The following is a 15,557-nucleotide window of genomic DNA, read 5'->3' as shown; positions in this document are numbered from 1 at the left end:
CCCCCTTAGCCTCTTTTATAGAAAGGTGTTTTAACAATTTCAGCTTTTAAACGCCGTTTCCTGACTTGTACCTCCACAATATTCCCAAGTTCCGCATGCTCTGAATCAATCATAGCTAACCCTACATTCTTTTTCAGAGTAGGGGATTGGGTGCCCGTCGTTACAAAACCTATTTTTTCCCCATCTTTGAATACTTCATAATCTGTACGAGGAATTCCCTTATCAATCATTTCCAGACCTGAAAGTTTCCGTGGTGCACCTTCTTCTTTCTGTTTTTTAAGGACTTCTTTTCCAATAAAATCTTCTTCTTTATCCGTTTTTACTGCAAACCCGATACCGGCTTCAATCGGGGTAATATCTTTAGAAAGCTCCTGGCCGTATAAAGCAAGCTTAGCTTCAAACCTGAGGGTATCCCTGGCTCCCAGTCCGCATGGCAAAAGCCCGTCTGATTCCCCTTCTTCCAGGATGCTGCGCCATAAATGAACAGCATCTTCAGGCTTGCAGTAAATTTCAAATCCATCTTCTCCCGTATAGCCTGTTCGGGAAACGAGGACATCTTTTCCAGCGAACGACACTCCTTCTCTGAATTTAAAAAAGGTAATCTCAGAGAGGTCTTCATTAGTCAGTCTCTGGGAAATCTCTTCAGCTTTCGGCCCCTGAACAGATAATTGAGCATACGCCTCAGAAACATTTACCACCTCTACATCTTCAGTGGCGTGCTCTTTTAACCATTTAAAGTCTTTTTCAATATTGGAGGCATTGACGACAAGAAGAACATTATCATCTGCACGTTTATAGAGTACAAGGTCGTCAATTGTCCCGCCGTCTTCATAACACATTGCTGTATATTGACATGCACCGTTTTTTGCTTTAAGAACATTATTTGTTAGAACCTTTTGAAGAAAAGAAAGGGTGCCTTTGCCTTTAACTTCAATTTCTCCCATATGAGAGACATCGAATAAACCTGCTTTCGTCCTTACTGCTTCATGCTCTTGTTTAATTCCAGAGAACTGGACTGGAAGATCCCATCCCCCAAAATCAATTGTCTTGCCATTTGACTCTGCGTAAACCTCATATAATGGTGTCTGCTTACCTGCCAATGACTCCACCTCCACATTAATATGTACTTCATTAAAACAACAAAAAGATGCTTTTTATACACTGTTATCCAACACCATAACCAAAAAAAGACAGGGATATGCCTTTAAACTGGCATATCCCTGTCTTGAGTACCTGAGAGTTTCCCTTAACATGCAGGGCAGGCCGCAAAAATTGAAAGCCCTGCAGTTCAGGTGTCCCCATGGGTGTTCTGCTGAAAGCAGATACTTTCCAGAGCCGCGTCCAATAAGAGTCTTTTTGCCTGAGAGATTCACGTCATGCGCTTGCTCCTTCGGCGACGTTTCATTTGAAACCTTATCAAATCAAACGTTCTCTCCCCTTATTATCATTCGCACAGATAAATATTTTCAGATATATAGTAAATCTTAAAAAAGTGCACATACTACTTAAAGCATCTTTGACTACTCTTATGTTACCATCTTTCTTTTTTTTAAAGCAATAACCAAGTTTTCATTTTTGTCACTTTACAGAAAATTCATTTACTCAGATTTTTTTACTATTAAGCTCTATTAATAGTGATGGGCAATTTTAAAAATGGCGTAAAACGTTATAAAGGCAAGGCCAGTCCGGTAATATTAAGTCTACAAAGAAAGGAAGATTGCTTTGCAGCCTCCTATTTTAACCGATAATAAATGGATTGAAGAATTTACAGAGGCACTTAACCTTCAAAAATCTTTGTCCAGCTGGAAACAGTATAATATGGCTTTTGAAACGGCGCAGAAAAATATGATTTCAGATTTTCAAACGCTGGAAGCCCCTAAACAGCTTCCTCAATTAACTTTCCACGATTACCAGTACGATGCAGCCCGTAAAGCACTAAATGAAATGAACGGCAGAGCTATTTTAGCGGATGAAGTAGGGCTTGGTAAAACAATTGAAGCGGGTTTAATTTTAAAAGAATACATGATTCGGGGCCTTGTCAAAAAAGTTTTAATATTAGCCCCTGCTTCCCTCGTAACTCAGTGGTGTGCTGAACTTAATTCCAAATTTTATATCCCGGCCGTGGAACAGCGAAAAAAACCGCAGTGGGAAACGGTTGATATTATGGTTACTTCAATTGATACAGCTAAACGCGGGAATCACGCTGAAATAATTAAAAACATTGACTATGATATGGTCATTATTGATGAAGCTCATAAATTAAAAAATAAAAAAACTAAAAACTACCAATTCGTCCGGGAAGTTAAAAAAAAGTTCTGTCTTCTGTTAACAGCTACACCTGTGCAAAACAAATTATCGGAGCTGTTTCATTTAATTTCTTTACTGAAACCAGGCTACCTGGGAGACGAAGAAGCTTTTAATGACTATTTTCAACGAGGTGAGCATTACGGGGAGCTTCAGGAACTTATTAAAAAAGTGATGATCAGGAACAGACGTGATGAAACAGAAATGGATTGGCCAAAGAGGATCGTCCAGACAGTTCCTGTCCGTTTCTCTTCTGACTATCATTCTGTATATCAGCAAATCTGCCAGTTAAAGCAGAAAATGAAAGAAGAGTACCTATCTCCCCAATCAGGTTTTCTTGTATTGACCTTGCAAAGAGAATTTTGCTCGAGCAGAGAAGCTGTGTTTATGACTTTAAAAAATGCGGTTGAAAAAAGGGAGATGCCATCTGAACAGATGAACCAGGAATTTCTTAATATGATGACATCATTAAATCACCTCCCTTCCCATCCTAAAGCCGATAAGGTCCTGGACCTGATAAATTCATGGGAAAAAGATGAGAAAGTCGTCATCTTTACAGAGTACCGGGCTACCCAGCTCTATCTGCAATGGTTTTTAGGACAGCACGGTATTCGATCAGTGCCTTTCAGAGGAGGATTTAAAAGAAGTAAAAAAGACTGGATGAGACAGCTTTTTCAAAACCAGGCACAGGTTCTTATAGCGACAGAGGCAGGCGGGGAAGGAATAAACCTGCAATTCTGCCACCGTATTATAAATTATGACTTACCTTGGAATCCAATGAGGATTGAGCAGCGGATTGGCCGGCTTCACCGTCTTGGACAGGAGAAAGACGTCAATATTTATCATCTTGCAGTAGAAAATACGATAGAGGACCACATTCTTAAACTCCTTTATAAAAAAATAGGTTTGTTTGAAGGGGTAATAGGTGAACTTGACCATATTTTAGAAAAATTCGGTTCAAACCATATTCAAAGCCATTTATCATCGATATTTTCCCAGTCTGAGTCTGAAGGGGAGATGCGAATAAAACTGGATCACCTGAGTTCAATCGTATTAGAAGAAGAAAACGAGGAGGCTACCCATGCAACAAACTGAAATATGCAAATTCCTGAAAGTTTTTTTCTCTGAAAACGGCTGTGCAATCACTGAGACTTCTCCATATTCGATTCAGGTCCAGCTGACAGAAGAACTTGATAAAGCGCTTATGAACAGGCCTTTCTACTGGCACTATATAGAAAAAATGGGAGGTCAGCCAAACCTCTCCACATTAAGCTTAAAAACAGATCCAAATGAAGAAGAGGGAGAATTAATCCATTTCGGCTCTCCCCGGCTTCATAAAATTTTTTCCTATGTCATTGAAAAAGGCAGGTTCGGCCAATTTTTTGAACCTGTCCCTCCTGAAGGAAATACAGTGCCTTTAAAACCCTGGCTATGTCTCAATGGAAAAATTGTTTATCATTGCCATCAGAAAAAAGAAGAAATTTTTTCGATTGGACTCAGTCTGATAACCGGGGAAATGTTAAAAGAATTTCATTCTCTTGTTAAAGGCGGCTCTTTAAAAGTATCTATTCCGGATTTTTGTTTTACTTTAACTCCTTTGATAAAACCGGTCTCCGGCATTGAGCGCATCCACAAGTATCTGTTTCATACGATCGAGAAAGAGAACCATCAATGGGCTGAAGAAGCAATGTGTAAAATGGATAAAGAACTTGCACTCCTGGAAAGGTTTTATGCAGGGACTGCCGAGAAACCTCCTTCATATGAAAAAGAAAAAGCATCAATTACCGGGCTTTATGCTCCTTCAATCCAGTTGGAAATTATTAATGGAGGCATTTTTCATTTGCACAATCACCCGTTAACAGGCTTTTCCTTAGAGGAATAAAAAGAGGCCGGTCAGAACTTTATAGCTTAACCCTCCCCCCACTGTGGAACTTTTAAAAAATATATATAGCACAAAAAATCACCTTATCCTATAGCAAACACTAAGGAGGTGATTTTTTGCATGCCATTTTCCAGCTGTTTTTAAAGCTCTCATGGCTTAATTATAAGATTTTTCAGGCAGTCCCTTTGTTGAAAAGTCAGTTACTTTTTTTGTTGAAGAACAGTTCAACCGCAAATGGGATCATCCCGAATAACCTGTACGAAACCGGAGGCCTGTATTGTTTCTTTTTTTCTCTTCTTGCCTTTCTCTCTTCTGCCGGCTGATCTACATACGAAACAAACTGCTCTGTCATGAATTTTACGTAATCATTTGTTTTCACTCTTATCACCTGCGCTAAACGTTGTTTAACAAATAGTATAACCATATACGGGACAAACTAACCATCGTATCGTCTGCATATCATCTCGACAATTTCGTCTACCCCCAGCTTTTCAGTATGTACTGTATATTCAGCCTGCTCATATAGCGGAAGACGGTGGTTGAACCGTGCAGACAAAGCGGCTGCCCCCTGGGCTGTAAGCGGCCTGTTAGTGTCTTCCTTAATTCTGTCATAAAGCGTATTAAACGGGGATTCAAGATAAACTGTAAAGCCTTTTTCTTTCATCAAAGATACCGACTCTTGACTTTCAACAATCCCTCCTCCGGTAGCAATAATACATCCTGACTCCGTCAATTCAGCAAGCGACACCTTTTCTAACCTGCGAAATTCTTCTTCTCCATGTTTTTCAAAAATAGCCGGAATGGTTTCTCCGGTCTTTTCAACAATATACTCGTCAAGGTCTATAAAAACGTAGCCTGTCTTTTTTGCCAGTTCTTTCCCTACTGTCGTTTTTCCAGCTCCCATAAATCCAATTAAATAAATATTTTTACCAGCCATATTATCCTCCCAATTCAGTCCACTGTTCGAATGTCTTTGATTCTGTATTATAAATGAAAGTAACTGACTTTGCATAGGCAGTATGGGTTTGGGCTCTTAAAGAAACAGAAACCATTTCAGGTGACGGTTGTTCTATTTCATAGAACACCGTCCCCTCATAATATACAGAGCTGCCGGACAGGCGGCTGCCGATAGAATTATTTTCAATGATATCAGTGACTTCAATTTTTCCGTTCAACATTAGCTGTTCAAGCTTATATTGCTCAAATTCAAGGGCTGAAAACTGCTTCTCAAATTTGTATAATCCTACAAGATGAATAGTGAACATGGAAAAAAACAGAAGGAGTAATAATACAATAAATAAAGTAAATCCCTGCTGATTCACTGTCTCTCCTCCTCAGTTCTACCATTGCCTATAGAGAAAGAGGGATGGATCAGCGACTTCTCCCAAGTTTGTTTATTGCTTGATACTACAATATCAATTCCATAAGGCTTTTCATATACATGAAATGTCTCTACCCTTTGAAGAAAAACTTCATGCCCTCTTCCCCCTACTTGACGCCTGACTTTATCATTATAGTGCTCATAGTGGACAATCGACTGATCTTCCGGCTTCAGGAGGTAGAGCTTATGCTTATCAGTCCAGTAAAGCTCTGTTCCATTGAATTCCGTTTGCAAATGGTTTACAAAAAGCAATAACTCTTCATAGGAAAAATCATTGTATTTACCGCCTGCTGCTGTCCAGTAATGGAACATAAATGAAAACACAGATGTCATATAAAGGAAGATAACGATGCCAATCATTAGTTCAAGAAGAGTGACCCCTTGCTCATTACGGCAGATATAACGAGAGACAGTATGTTTGAGCACGGGAATTCCTCCCTTCCCAGTTAAGGCAATATTCCAGCACATGTGCCCCTTTGTTATTTACTGTAAGAGGATATATTTGCTCCTCTCCTTCCAGCTTTTCAGGAAAATCAGACTGAGGATCTTCATACTGCTTAAGCATCTCCTTCCGGACGAGCATAACAGCTTCTCTCTGCTCCCTTATCATCATCCTTTCAGTTTGAACCTGTATAATTACAGGAAACATGGCAGTCATAATAATTGATAAAACAAGTAACGATAATACAGTTTCATAAAGGAAGAAGCCTTTTTCTGAATTAGTCAAAATAAAACCGCCCCCTTAAAAAGTGAAAAACAAGCCAGCATCGTTCCTCTCCATGCGAAATTCTGATAGTACCGGATTTCTGTACACCTCCGGATGGAAGAAATCTTAATTCGTTTAAAGCCAATGTACCCGGAACAAACTCGACTCCTTGCGGGCCTTCTCTTTCATGGATCACCTTAACACCTTCCAAAACAACATAAGAAGGCTTGCTGGCCGAAAATATCACTCTTACGCTTCTGCCGTTAGAGATCGCATACATCTGATAATAGTAAAGGTCCTGTTCCAAATCTTTCAGAAAATGCCTGTATTCCATTTTTTCTGCAGAGGTCTGAAAGGAAGGTATGCTTATCATAAGAACAATTGATAAAACAAGCAAAGTAATCATCAATTCAATATATGAATAACCTTTAGAAGACCTTTCAGCCTCCTCATTGACACTCACGGCGTTACCTTTAGAACTTTATCACCAGACAGACGCAATGCCGTCCCATCTGGACATACAGTGGATTCTACATATTCGCCTTTCAGATCATCTATGGTAGCAGGGAGTTTATTATGCTCTACCTGATATGCGATAACCTGAGTCTTTATCATTTCAATAGTTGCTTCGCATCCTTTGTCTGAAGCGACTTCCTGATTTTTAGTTAAGTTAGGCACTACAATTAACAGCAGTATCGATATAATGACGAGTACGATCATCATCTCAATTAGTGTGAACCCGGATTTTCCCTTTAATAGCTTTTTTAATTTATTCATATTTTTATCCTCCTTTAATAGCTTCCAGAATTCTTCCCCTCCAAATTTCCTGTTATTGGGTGCAATTTTCCTTTATAATGGTAATGAAGTTTTTAATATACAGAGAGAATTTATGCAGGGGGGTAATTTTTTGATATCATCAGACAGCCAAACCACAAAGTCCAGAATGAGAAAATTGACAATAGAACTGGGACGGCTTTTAGATAACAAAGAACGTGAACTCGTAATATGGCTAAGTAAAAAAGAAGCTTCAGAAACATGCGGAAAGTCATACGAGGCTGAAAGGTAAGTCTGTCTTTATTCACCAGGCATCAAGAATAGAAAATACTGGCAGCATCATAGACAGAAACAGTATTAGAATAAAAAATCCTGTAACACACAAAAAGGCAGGCTGAAAGGCGCTCATAATCCGGTAGATGCTTTCATACATGCGCTGAAACAAATACACAGAAAAACGATCAAGCTCCTCTCCTAATTTTCCTTTTGATTCTCCTAATGCAATAACTGAAGCTAATTGCGGCAAATAGTGTTTTCTCTCCCTTAATAATTCTGACAAGTCATTTCCTGCCCTTAAGCCTTCTTTTAAACCGGCAGCGTCAGTCTGAAAAAATAAAAGCAGGGAATCTTCTTCCACAGCTTGCAGCGTATCATATAAGGAGAAGCCATTTTTAAGTAAAGGGGCTACTTGTGAAGTGAAATAATAGGTGAGAAGGTAGCGGAGGTAAACATTAATATATGGAAATCTAAGTAATAAGTTAACCTGCTCGAACACAGGTTTTCGCTTAAACCATAATAAAAAGAAAAGAGCACCCGCAAAGACAGCCAGTAAAACAGGAAGCCTCAGCCACTGGGAAAATCCGAGCATCATTCTTGTGATCCACGGCAAATCCTGCCCCATCGCCTTGAAAAACTGGTTAAACTGCGGCAGCACACCTTCGATCATAACGGAACCCATAATAATCAAACCCATAAGTAAAAATAAAGGGTAATGAATTATTTTCCTCAGCTTTACTTTCAACTCGTAACGCTTTTTCAGAATATCCGAAGCCTGCCGTAAACTTTGCTTAAGATCCCCGTATTTTTCATTGAACGATAAGTAGCTCACAAGTTCTTTTGGGAAATCTCCTCCTGTTAGCTGTTCAGCAAAAGGATTACCTGCATTTAGCTCTTCGAATATTTCACTTACCCATTTCTTCTTATGACCCTCAGTGAAGCCCATATACATTTGTACAGCTTCCGACAATGTATACCCTTCTTCCAGCAAAGAGGCCAGCTGATGCAAAAAATCACTGCGTGACCCGTCATGTCTGAATAAACGCTTCATCCTATTACCAGCCTCCCTTTCCAAAACGTTCTATTTCTTTAAAAGGGATATAGCCTAAAGCTGCAGCCTTCTTTAAACCTCTGTTCAGAGAATAAGCAGGATACTGGCTCCCGATGGGTAAATCCAAATTATAAATACATTTCTTCAGCTCCTCCTCTTTCAAAATTTCAAATATCGCAACTCTTCGCCGGGCTCTTCTTTTTCGGCAGTACAGGCTGCAGTCTTCCCCGCAATAAGGACATAAAAGATCAATAAGCCTCTGGGCAGCGATGCCACGAACGACTTCCATTAAATCAGACTTGGAAATCCCTAAATCATTCAGTCTTTTTAAAGCTCCCTGGGCAGAAGCACTATGTAACGTGGTTAGAACCAAATGGCCGGTTAAAGCTGCCCTTACAGCCATTTCAGCGGTTTCACTGTCCCGCACTTCCCCCAGCATAATTAAATCGGGATCATGGCGAAGCAAACTTTTCAGGCCGGCCGCATAAGTGATGCCAGCTTTTTCATTAATCTCCATTTGTAAAAAATGAGGTTCCCTCTGTTCTACAGGGTCTTCAATAGTAATGATATTTTCATGCCTGGCTTCTTTTCTTTGTTTTAAAAGGGAATACAGAGTTGTTGTTTTACCTGCTCCTGTAGGGCCGCAAACGATAATCAGCCCTGCTGTATTATTCATCAGCTTTTCAAGCTGTTCAGATTGGGCAGGAAATAAGGAAAGGGAATTCAGACTTCCGGATGACTTCTGCGGAAAAAGTCTGATTACGAGGGATTCTGATAAAGGCGAAGGAAAAGTGGAAATTCTCATAAAAACTCTTTTTCTTTCAAATTTCATTTCAAGTCCTTTGTTTTGCGGTCTGCGTCTTTCTCCAATGTCCATTCCTGAAATAAACTTCAGATGCGAAATGAGCTTTTTCATCATTATTTGCGGCACACGCTCCATCACAATCAGCCTGCCGTCCACTCTAAACCGGACGAAAGAGCCTTTCTCCTGAGGAATAAGATGGATATCTGACGCTCCGCAGTACAAACCTTCCATTACAATTTTTTTTGTTTTGGTTATGACGTCCATTTTCATCTACCACCACCTTAATTAAAATTACGTACAGAACATACATTCGACACTTGCAGCTAAATTCCTTCTTTATATTAAAAATAAATTTAAAATTATGCACGGGGCCGCAAACCATAAAAAGTAAATTCTTCGGGTGAAAGAAGCGAGGACACCAAGGGGGATCAGCATCCCGAAGCAATCCTTATGAAAAAGTCAGCTGAAAACAAAACCCTGGGCAGGCGTCCAAAAAACCTGTACGGATATCTTTAACATGTCTTAGACTATTTTTGTCACAGGCCTTCCTCTCACTGCCAAACCTCTTCGATCCTTATCACATATAGAAAAGGCTGCCTCTTACGAGACAGCCTCTTGATTATTTATTTTTAAGCTCTTCAACATCATCTCTAAGCTTTTCTTTTGTTTCTTCAATTTCTTTTACTACCTGCTCAGCAAGTTCTTCGCCTTCAGCTTTCTCAGTATCCATTAGATCTTTCACATCAGAAGCAAGATCTTCTCCCATTTCTGTCGCTTTATTGGTAATTTTACCAGTTCTTTCAGATACTTTGCCCCACTGGTCTTTTGCCAGCTTAGACCACTCATCTGATTTATCCTTTGCAAGCTGGCTATATTCAGTTCCTTTTTCTTTTGCCAACTGGCTGTATTCAGTTCCTTTTTCTTTAGCAGCAGTTGTCACTTCCACTGTCTTATCTCTGGCTTCATTAGCCTTTGAATTAATGTCTGTACGAAGTTCTTTACCAGACTTAGGTGCAAATAACATGGCAGTTGAAGCTCCAACAATGGAACCTACCACTGCTCCTATAATAAAATCTTTTGTATCCATTTTACTCATTTAAAACATCCTCCTTCAATTTGGTAATATGTACTTTTTCTACGCTGTTAAACTTATTCCTTCTTTTCAAAAAAATAAAACGTGAAAATTTTTCCTTTTCCTTATTCTCAGTATTTATTACATTTTACCAGTTTAGTCACATTATTAGCTTGAAAATACATTTATTTATACATATTGCTGTAATATAATAAATATAGACTAGAACTTGGGAGTGAATCGGTATGGAACAGCAAACTTTAAAGATCACCGGCGTTTTATCAGATCCAACACGATTTTCAATTTACCAGTATGTGAGCAGGCAGCACCGGGATGTGACTGTTCAGGAAATAGCTGATACATTCAGGATTCATGCAAACGTGGCCCGCCTTCATTTGTCAAAGCTTGAGGATGTGGACATGTTAGTTTCAGATACAAAAAAAACCGGAAAAGGCGGCAGACCAAGCAGATTTTACAGATTATCAAATGAAGTCGTAAGTCTTCAGTTCCCTTACCGGGATTATCAGCGACTTTCTGAAATTGCCATTCAGACATTAAGTTCCCTCGGGGAAGCAGGAAAAGAAGCCCTCGTTCAGACAGGAGACCGGTTCGGATATGAATCTGCCAAAGATTTTGTCTCATCCCTCGGTCAAAACCCTGATGATATGGCAGTCGCAGAAAAAATTAAATTTATTGAGAAAATCGCTTTAAACCAGGGGCTTAACCCGGAGATTCATTACGATGAAGAAAAAAACGAAGTCATTTTCCGTATTTTCAATTGCACTTTTAAGGAAATTGCTCCCTCAAATCAAGGCGTTTGCCATATGCACCATGCTCTTATAAAAGGGATTTTCCGTTTCTTCTTCGATGACGTGAATCTGCAGGAACAATCCAATATGTTTGAGAAAAATGAAATGGCCTGTACGTATACAACAGTCGTACTTAACAGCCAGACTTAATACGATTTACTTTGAATTCCTCTCTATATTAACAGGACGGGCTCTGTCACCTCAAATTAATATTTATTATTATCACCAGAACTGCTCTTGTCCGAAGGCTTAGGTGGTGATATATAATATTTCTACTGACAGAGCTTTCCTGCTCTTTGTTTACAAAGTTGCTTATTCGATTTATAATAAGGTGAACTGACTTACGTTCATATTTTTTGTTACGCTACATATAAAGGAGGGGTAAGTCGTGGATCGCATGTTTAGAGTGCTCGGGTTCTGGACCGGGATTTTCGCTGTATTGTTTATGGTTGGGGATATGCATGCAGCAGCAATATTATTCTTCGGTCAAACAGGAATGTTTATTGCACTCAGTTACTTAAAGCTTTCAGAGCGCGTATATGTCTATATTTTTGGTGCTTATTTAACGTTATTTTTTGTTGGGTTTACGTATTACACCACATTTATTATGGTGCCTGAAATTGGCGGACATTAAAGACCTCACTGAAACCTTGACTTTTAAAAGTCAAGGTTTTTTAATCTGATAAGGATCTTCATGGAATAAGCTGTAATTTTCTGCTTCCTTCAGGTTCCTTCCATAAATATTTACCTGAAAGGATGAACTGATGCCGCCGGGATGAACTAAAGACTGTATCGCCCTGTTTTTTTTGAATTCTTCTGAAAAAGGATTCATTTCAGACGGCTCTTTTAAAAAAGAAAACAATCCTGCTTTTAATAAAAAATGGTCCTGCCGCTCATGGCAGACGAAGTTTAACCCTTCCTCCGAAACGATTTTCTCATAAGCGTCCCAAGGAATATGTGAGGTAAGATCCATTTCTCCCGGCCTTTTTAAAGGGTCGTTAACCATCTCGTGTTTATAGTACCCCCGTATCGACCCTTCTTTCCTTTCAGGCCGTATTAATTCCTCGTTCCTGTACCCATAGTCCACAGTGACCAGCATTCCTTTATCAATCCACCCGGCTGTTTCCCTAATCCAGTTCTCCATTTCTAAGCTCACTTCTGTACGAAAACCGGGAGGAAGATCAGGCCCAAACGTGGTGATCCAATTAATAACTTCTTCGTTTCTGCACGGTAAAACCTTTTCATGAAGGGAACTGTTTACGGGTTCAACATAAACTTCTTTCAGTCCCTCTTCACTCTGTTCAACAATATGTACAGGAAATGCGTCAAGCAGCTCATTACTGAAGAAAATTCCGTCAAAATGAGTAACTTTCTCTTTTAAATCACCGAGAGAAGCATAGATTTCGACACGCTCTTTAAATTCGTCCAGACGGTTTAAAAGTATCCGTTGGTGATAGGGGCTGGATTCAATTATATAGTAACGCAGGTCTTTAAATACATGAGGTTTCTCTCGATTTAAGTATGAAAGTGTATGATAAGCGAACGCCCCATCCCCTGCCCCTTGTTCACATATGGCGGTCTGGATCTTTTCTTTAACAAACACATCTGAAAAAAAACGGGCAAACGTTTCAGCAAAGACGGGATGAACATGGTTACTGGTATAAAAATCTCCTTCTTTTCCAAGTTTTAAACGGTTGTTAGTATAATAACCAGCCTCCGGATCATAAAGAGCTGTATTCATAAAAAATGCAAAATTCCAAGGCGGTGTCGATTTCTCTTTAAGCTTAGCTATCAACTCATTCATGCAGCTTTTCTCCCCCAAAAAAATTATTTTAACACTGTTGACATAGTGTTAATGTCGAATTATAATGAAAATGTCAGTAGAACAATGATCTTCGGGAGTTCCCCCTCCCCCCTCAAAGTTCATTGATACTTGATTAACTCCCCAAACGGCCTTCTATGTTCCCCATGGAAGGTCATTTTTTTGTCAAAAAACAGTAATTGCTGTCATATCACTTCTTCAAAAATAGGAAATGATACAACAGCAATAAACCTGCTTAATAACTCTCTTCTTCTTCTTCAATTTCTAAAATTTTTCTTGAAATGTCTTCCGTATTATTAAACTGGCCGGTCCGTTTGCCCCAGACAAACATCAGTATGGCAGCCCCCGACAAGCTAAGCATAGTTATTAATAATACCCATGCTTGCACAGTCATAGACGCGAGCAGCTGAACATGGTTCATTATCCTGCCTCCTGTTCCTTTTATATTCCTATTGTGAATCATTTAATTAGGAATATTCATAGAAAAACAGGAAGCTTACCAGCCAAAACCGTTGATAAACGGATTTGTTTCTTTTTCTTCACCTATCGTTGTTTCCGGGCCATGCCCATTGGCGACAATTGTATCATCCGGCAGATTCAGCATCACATTATGAATCGTATTCATAAGTGTTTCCTGGTCCCCTCCTGGAAGATCGGTTCGCCCAACTCCTCCCCTGAAAAGCACATCGCCGGAAAAAACGACTTTATTGTCCGGAAAATAAAAAGACACACTTCCCGGGGAGTGGCCCGGGGTTTCATACAGTTCGCACTCAAAACCTTCTATTTCCACGGCACCTTCTTTTTCATAATAAAAGTCAGCCGGACGGCAGGAAATCGGCTCTATTCCCATGAAAAGACCCGAACCGTTCAGTTCCGGTTTTGTAAGCCATTCTGCTTCAGCCCTATGTATGTACACCGGACAATCAAACGTTTGTCTGACTGCTTCTACAGCTCCAATATGATCAAAATGAGCATGAGTTAAAATGACAGCCGCTACGGAAAGCCCCTCACTTTGCAGCCATTTCAGCAGCTTCTCATCATCCCCTCCAGGGTCGACCATTAAAGCCTTGTTTGATTCGTTATATATAACAAACCCGTTTGTTTGCAATGGACCTAAAGATAATCGTTTCCATTTCATATTTATCCCCTCCTTGTCTGCTTTTATTGTACTATGGAAAGAGTAAAATTTTCAAAGGCAGTTATAACTGAATATATTTTTCATTCATTCGCTCGACAAAAATGAAAAAAAAAAGTAAAATAAGGAATGAACTTATGCTTGCAGATCAGGTTATACTGTGGCAGAAATGAAAATAAACTACATAAACTGTCACAGTATTTATTTAAAGGAGGTAAATGAGATGATATTGGGGATCATCACACTGTTAGTCACAATTTTATCTTTACTTGGCGGGTATGTTGAATTAAAACGCAAAAACTTCTTTGGAGTAGGCTTTGCGGCCGTTTCAGTAGCTGTGTTTGGCTGGTTTTCTATCCGTACGTTATTAGCTGTCATTCTTTACGGAGGCGGCGGAACTGTCGGTTAAGCCGGGTTTATAAAAAAAACCTGTCCGGATCTCCGGACAGGTTTTTTTTATTTATTCTTTATTTATCTCCAAATTTTTATTTACCGTCTCCATTTTTGCTTTCATGGAAGAAGGTTTGTCCCTTCTGTCATCGATCCGTATATTTGTTGCTACCCTCTTATGGCCCAGCTTAAAGGGGACTTCCTGGATTTCTTTCATTAATTCATATAAATCCTTAATATCACCCTCAATAATTGTACTCATAGGTGTGAGTTCATAAGTTACAGGCAGCTTGGTTTCTTTTAACATCCGGTGCACCTCTGTCACTACTTCAGATACACTTGTAGATGCTGAACCAAGCGGCATAATAGTAATATCGGCAATAGCCATATGTTTCACCTCTCTCTTTCGTCTTGTTTTTCTGATTTTATACGGAAACTCTTTTAATGCCAGTTTCCGGTAAGCCCTTATGGCGGTCTTCACATGCAGGTCGTCAGGTTCAGAAGTCGTCACCTGTTTTTGTAAATAGCCTGACAAAGCAATGAGCCATTTATGGACGATTGTTTCTTTTGTCCTGTGAAGCCAGTAAGTCATAAAAGGGAGCATCAACAGCGCTCCGTAAGTCGCCCTTTCCACTGAGACGCCCCACTCCACCCCATACAGGAAGAATAATAATGTGAGCGCAGCCGCGAGTATAAAAAAAAGGATGATCACGTTTGTAGAACAATAACGGTTAGTAATATTCGCCTTTTTAATCTCTTTAAGGTGCCTGACCGATACTTTATCTTTATAACTGAAAACTTTGTGTTCGGCTCCGTGGTATTTCCTCAATTCTTTAGGAAACCAGAAATGAGTCCCGAACAGAAAATAAACAAGCACATACCATGGGAGGCTGACACCCGGCGTTCTTCCAAAAAGATTAAAAATAAATGGAAGGGTGATTAATAAAACTAAAACACCTAAAATGAGATGAAACCATAAAGGCATCGATAAAAAGACTAACTTTCCTGTATAGAGCATATTTTTCGGAGTAACCGGTTTTATCCACAGCCGCTCTATTCCATTGTCATTGTATGAACAAGCTGCGTATTTTCTCCCAATAAATATAATGCCTTTTTGAAAGGAGAGGCCTTTTACCATAAATGCGTGCCT

Annotated in this window: 21 protein-coding genes and 1 riboswitch; of the genes, 6 read left to right on the top strand and 15 right to left on the bottom strand. The window is 39.5% G+C overall.

Annotated features, from left to right (window positions below):
* Positions 1 to 5: 5 nt before the first annotated feature.
* The gene (gene gcvT / locus K8O68_RS18140; protein ID WP_230898185.1) at positions 6 to 1,100 is read right to left on the bottom strand and encodes a glycine cleavage system aminomethyltransferase GcvT; all 1,095 of its coding nucleotides are present in this window, start codon (positions 1,098 to 1,100) and stop codon (positions 6 to 8) included.
* Between the two features lie 238 nt (positions 1,101 to 1,338).
* Positions 1,339 to 1,448: riboswitch (glycine riboswitch) on the bottom strand.
* Between the two features lie 274 nt (positions 1,449 to 1,722).
* On the opposite strand from gcvT, the gene K8O68_RS18135 reads away from it, so the two are divergent.
* Positions 1,723 to 3,399: a DEAD/DEAH box helicase gene (locus K8O68_RS18135; RefSeq protein WP_235788551.1), complete on the top strand. Its 1,677-nt coding sequence runs from the start codon at positions 1,723 to 1,725 to the stop codon at positions 3,397 to 3,399.
* Positions 3,386 to 4,186, top strand: coding sequence for a YqhG family protein (locus K8O68_RS18130; RefSeq protein ID WP_230898184.1), 801 nt, complete (start codon positions 3,386 to 3,388; stop codon positions 4,184 to 4,186). The genes K8O68_RS18135 and K8O68_RS18130 overlap by 14 nt, the downstream gene beginning before the upstream one ends.
* A 196-nt stretch (positions 4,187 to 4,382) precedes the next feature.
* Here the strand turns inward: K8O68_RS18130 and K8O68_RS18125 are convergent, their stop codons facing one another.
* Genes K8O68_RS18125 through comGC form a run of 7 tightly spaced genes read right to left on the bottom strand, consistent with a single transcriptional unit; the run spans position 4,383 to position 7,050 of the window.
* Positions 4,383 to 4,565, bottom strand: coding sequence for a YqzE family protein (locus K8O68_RS18125; RefSeq protein WP_093047352.1), 183 nt, complete (start codon positions 4,563 to 4,565; stop codon positions 4,383 to 4,385).
* Between the two features lie 57 nt (positions 4,566 to 4,622).
* Positions 4,623 to 5,123 (bottom strand): shikimate kinase, encoded by a 501-nt coding sequence (locus K8O68_RS18120; protein ID WP_230898183.1) that lies wholly within the window; start codon positions 5,121 to 5,123, stop codon positions 4,623 to 4,625.
* A 1-nt stretch (position 5,124) separates the two neighbouring features.
* Positions 5,125 to 5,508 (bottom strand): competence type IV pilus minor pilin ComGG, encoded by a 384-nt coding sequence (comGG, locus tag K8O68_RS21365; RefSeq protein WP_230898182.1) that lies wholly within the window; start codon positions 5,506 to 5,508, stop codon positions 5,125 to 5,127.
* Complete coding sequence (locus tag K8O68_RS18110) at positions 5,505 to 5,993, bottom strand: competence type IV pilus minor pilin ComGF (RefSeq protein WP_230898181.1); 489 nt, start codon at positions 5,991 to 5,993, stop codon at positions 5,505 to 5,507. The genes comGG and K8O68_RS18110 overlap by 4 nt, the downstream gene beginning before the upstream one ends.
* Complete coding sequence (locus K8O68_RS18105; protein WP_230898180.1) at positions 5,956 to 6,294, bottom strand: type II secretion system protein; 339 nt, start codon at positions 6,292 to 6,294, stop codon at positions 5,956 to 5,958. Before K8O68_RS18105 ends, K8O68_RS18110 begins: the two co-directional genes overlap by 38 nt.
* Positions 6,287 to 6,736, bottom strand: coding sequence for a competence type IV pilus minor pilin ComGD (comGD, locus tag K8O68_RS18100; protein WP_230898179.1), 450 nt, complete (start codon positions 6,734 to 6,736; stop codon positions 6,287 to 6,289). Before comGD ends, K8O68_RS18105 begins: the two co-directional genes overlap by 8 nt.
* Positions 6,733 to 7,050 carry a competence type IV pilus major pilin ComGC gene (comGC, locus tag K8O68_RS18095; protein ID WP_230898178.1) on the bottom strand — a complete coding sequence of 106 codons (318 nt, stop codon included), beginning with the start codon at positions 7,048 to 7,050 and terminating at the stop codon, positions 6,733 to 6,735. The genes comGD and comGC overlap by 4 nt, the downstream gene beginning before the upstream one ends.
* Positions 7,051 to 7,180: 130 nt before the next feature.
* Here comGC and K8O68_RS18090 point away from each other — a divergent pair, with 130 nt between their 5' ends.
* A complete protein-coding gene (locus K8O68_RS18090; protein ID WP_230898177.1) occupies positions 7,181 to 7,339 on the top strand; it encodes a hypothetical protein in 159 nt (52 codons plus the stop codon).
* Positions 7,340 to 7,351: 12 nt separating this feature from the next.
* On the opposite strand, the gene comGB is transcribed toward K8O68_RS18090, so the two are convergent.
* From comGB to K8O68_RS18075, 3 genes are all read right to left on the bottom strand, one after another.
* Entirely contained in the window at positions 7,352 to 8,374 is a 1,023-nt protein-coding gene (comGB, locus tag K8O68_RS18085; RefSeq protein WP_230898176.1) for a competence type IV pilus assembly protein ComGB, read from the bottom strand.
* Positions 8,375 to 8,378: 4 nt separating this feature from the next.
* Complete coding sequence (gene comGA / locus K8O68_RS18080; protein ID WP_230898175.1) at positions 8,379 to 9,449, bottom strand: competence type IV pilus ATPase ComGA; 1,071 nt, start codon at positions 9,447 to 9,449, stop codon at positions 8,379 to 8,381.
* Between the two features lie 349 nt (positions 9,450 to 9,798).
* Positions 9,799 to 10,275, bottom strand: a complete 477-nt coding sequence (locus tag K8O68_RS18075; protein ID WP_230898174.1) for a YtxH domain-containing protein — start codon at positions 10,273 to 10,275, stop codon at positions 9,799 to 9,801.
* Positions 10,276 to 10,496: 221 nt separating this feature from the next.
* On the opposite strand from K8O68_RS18075, the gene K8O68_RS18070 reads away from it, so the two are divergent.
* Complete coding sequence (locus K8O68_RS18070; protein ID WP_230898173.1) at positions 10,497 to 11,210, top strand: helix-turn-helix transcriptional regulator; 714 nt, start codon at positions 10,497 to 10,499, stop codon at positions 11,208 to 11,210.
* Between the two features lie 238 nt (positions 11,211 to 11,448).
* Positions 11,449 to 11,694: a DUF2626 domain-containing protein gene (locus K8O68_RS18065; protein ID WP_093047725.1), complete on the top strand. Its 246-nt coding sequence runs from the start codon at positions 11,449 to 11,451 to the stop codon at positions 11,692 to 11,694.
* A 30-nt stretch (positions 11,695 to 11,724) separates the two neighbouring features.
* Here K8O68_RS18065 and K8O68_RS18060 read toward each other — a convergent pair whose 3' ends face one another.
* From K8O68_RS18060 to K8O68_RS18050, 3 genes are all read right to left on the bottom strand, one after another.
* Entirely contained in the window at positions 11,725 to 12,864 is a 1,140-nt protein-coding gene (locus tag K8O68_RS18060; RefSeq protein ID WP_230898172.1) for a class I SAM-dependent methyltransferase, read from the bottom strand.
* 253 nt (positions 12,865 to 13,117) lie between these two features.
* Positions 13,118 to 13,303, bottom strand: coding sequence for a cbb3-type cytochrome oxidase assembly protein CcoS (gene ccoS / locus K8O68_RS18055; protein WP_230898171.1), 186 nt, complete (start codon positions 13,301 to 13,303; stop codon positions 13,118 to 13,120).
* Between the two features lie 75 nt (positions 13,304 to 13,378).
* Complete coding sequence (locus K8O68_RS18050; RefSeq protein ID WP_230898170.1) at positions 13,379 to 14,020, bottom strand: MBL fold metallo-hydrolase; 642 nt, start codon at positions 14,018 to 14,020, stop codon at positions 13,379 to 13,381.
* Positions 14,021 to 14,240: 220 nt separating this feature from the next.
* On the opposite strand from K8O68_RS18050, the gene K8O68_RS18045 reads away from it, so the two are divergent.
* Positions 14,241 to 14,426 carry a DUF2759 domain-containing protein gene (locus K8O68_RS18045; RefSeq protein ID WP_230898169.1) on the top strand — a complete coding sequence of 62 codons (186 nt, stop codon included), beginning with the start codon at positions 14,241 to 14,243 and terminating at the stop codon, positions 14,424 to 14,426.
* Between the two features lie 51 nt (positions 14,427 to 14,477).
* Here K8O68_RS18045 and K8O68_RS18040 read toward each other — a convergent pair whose 3' ends face one another.
* A complete protein-coding gene (locus tag K8O68_RS18040) occupies positions 14,478 to 15,545 on the bottom strand; it encodes an MTH1187 family thiamine-binding protein (RefSeq protein ID WP_230898168.1) in 1,068 nt (355 codons plus the stop codon).
* Between the last annotated feature and the right edge of the window lie 12 nt (positions 15,546 to 15,557).

The organism is Salipaludibacillus sp. CUR1, assembly GCF_021028955.1.
GTDB lineage: Bacteria > Bacillota > Bacilli > Bacillales > Salisediminibacteriaceae > Salipaludibacillus.
Note: the sequence above shows the minus strand (reverse complement) of the source record. Positions and strands in the feature narration are given on the sequence as shown.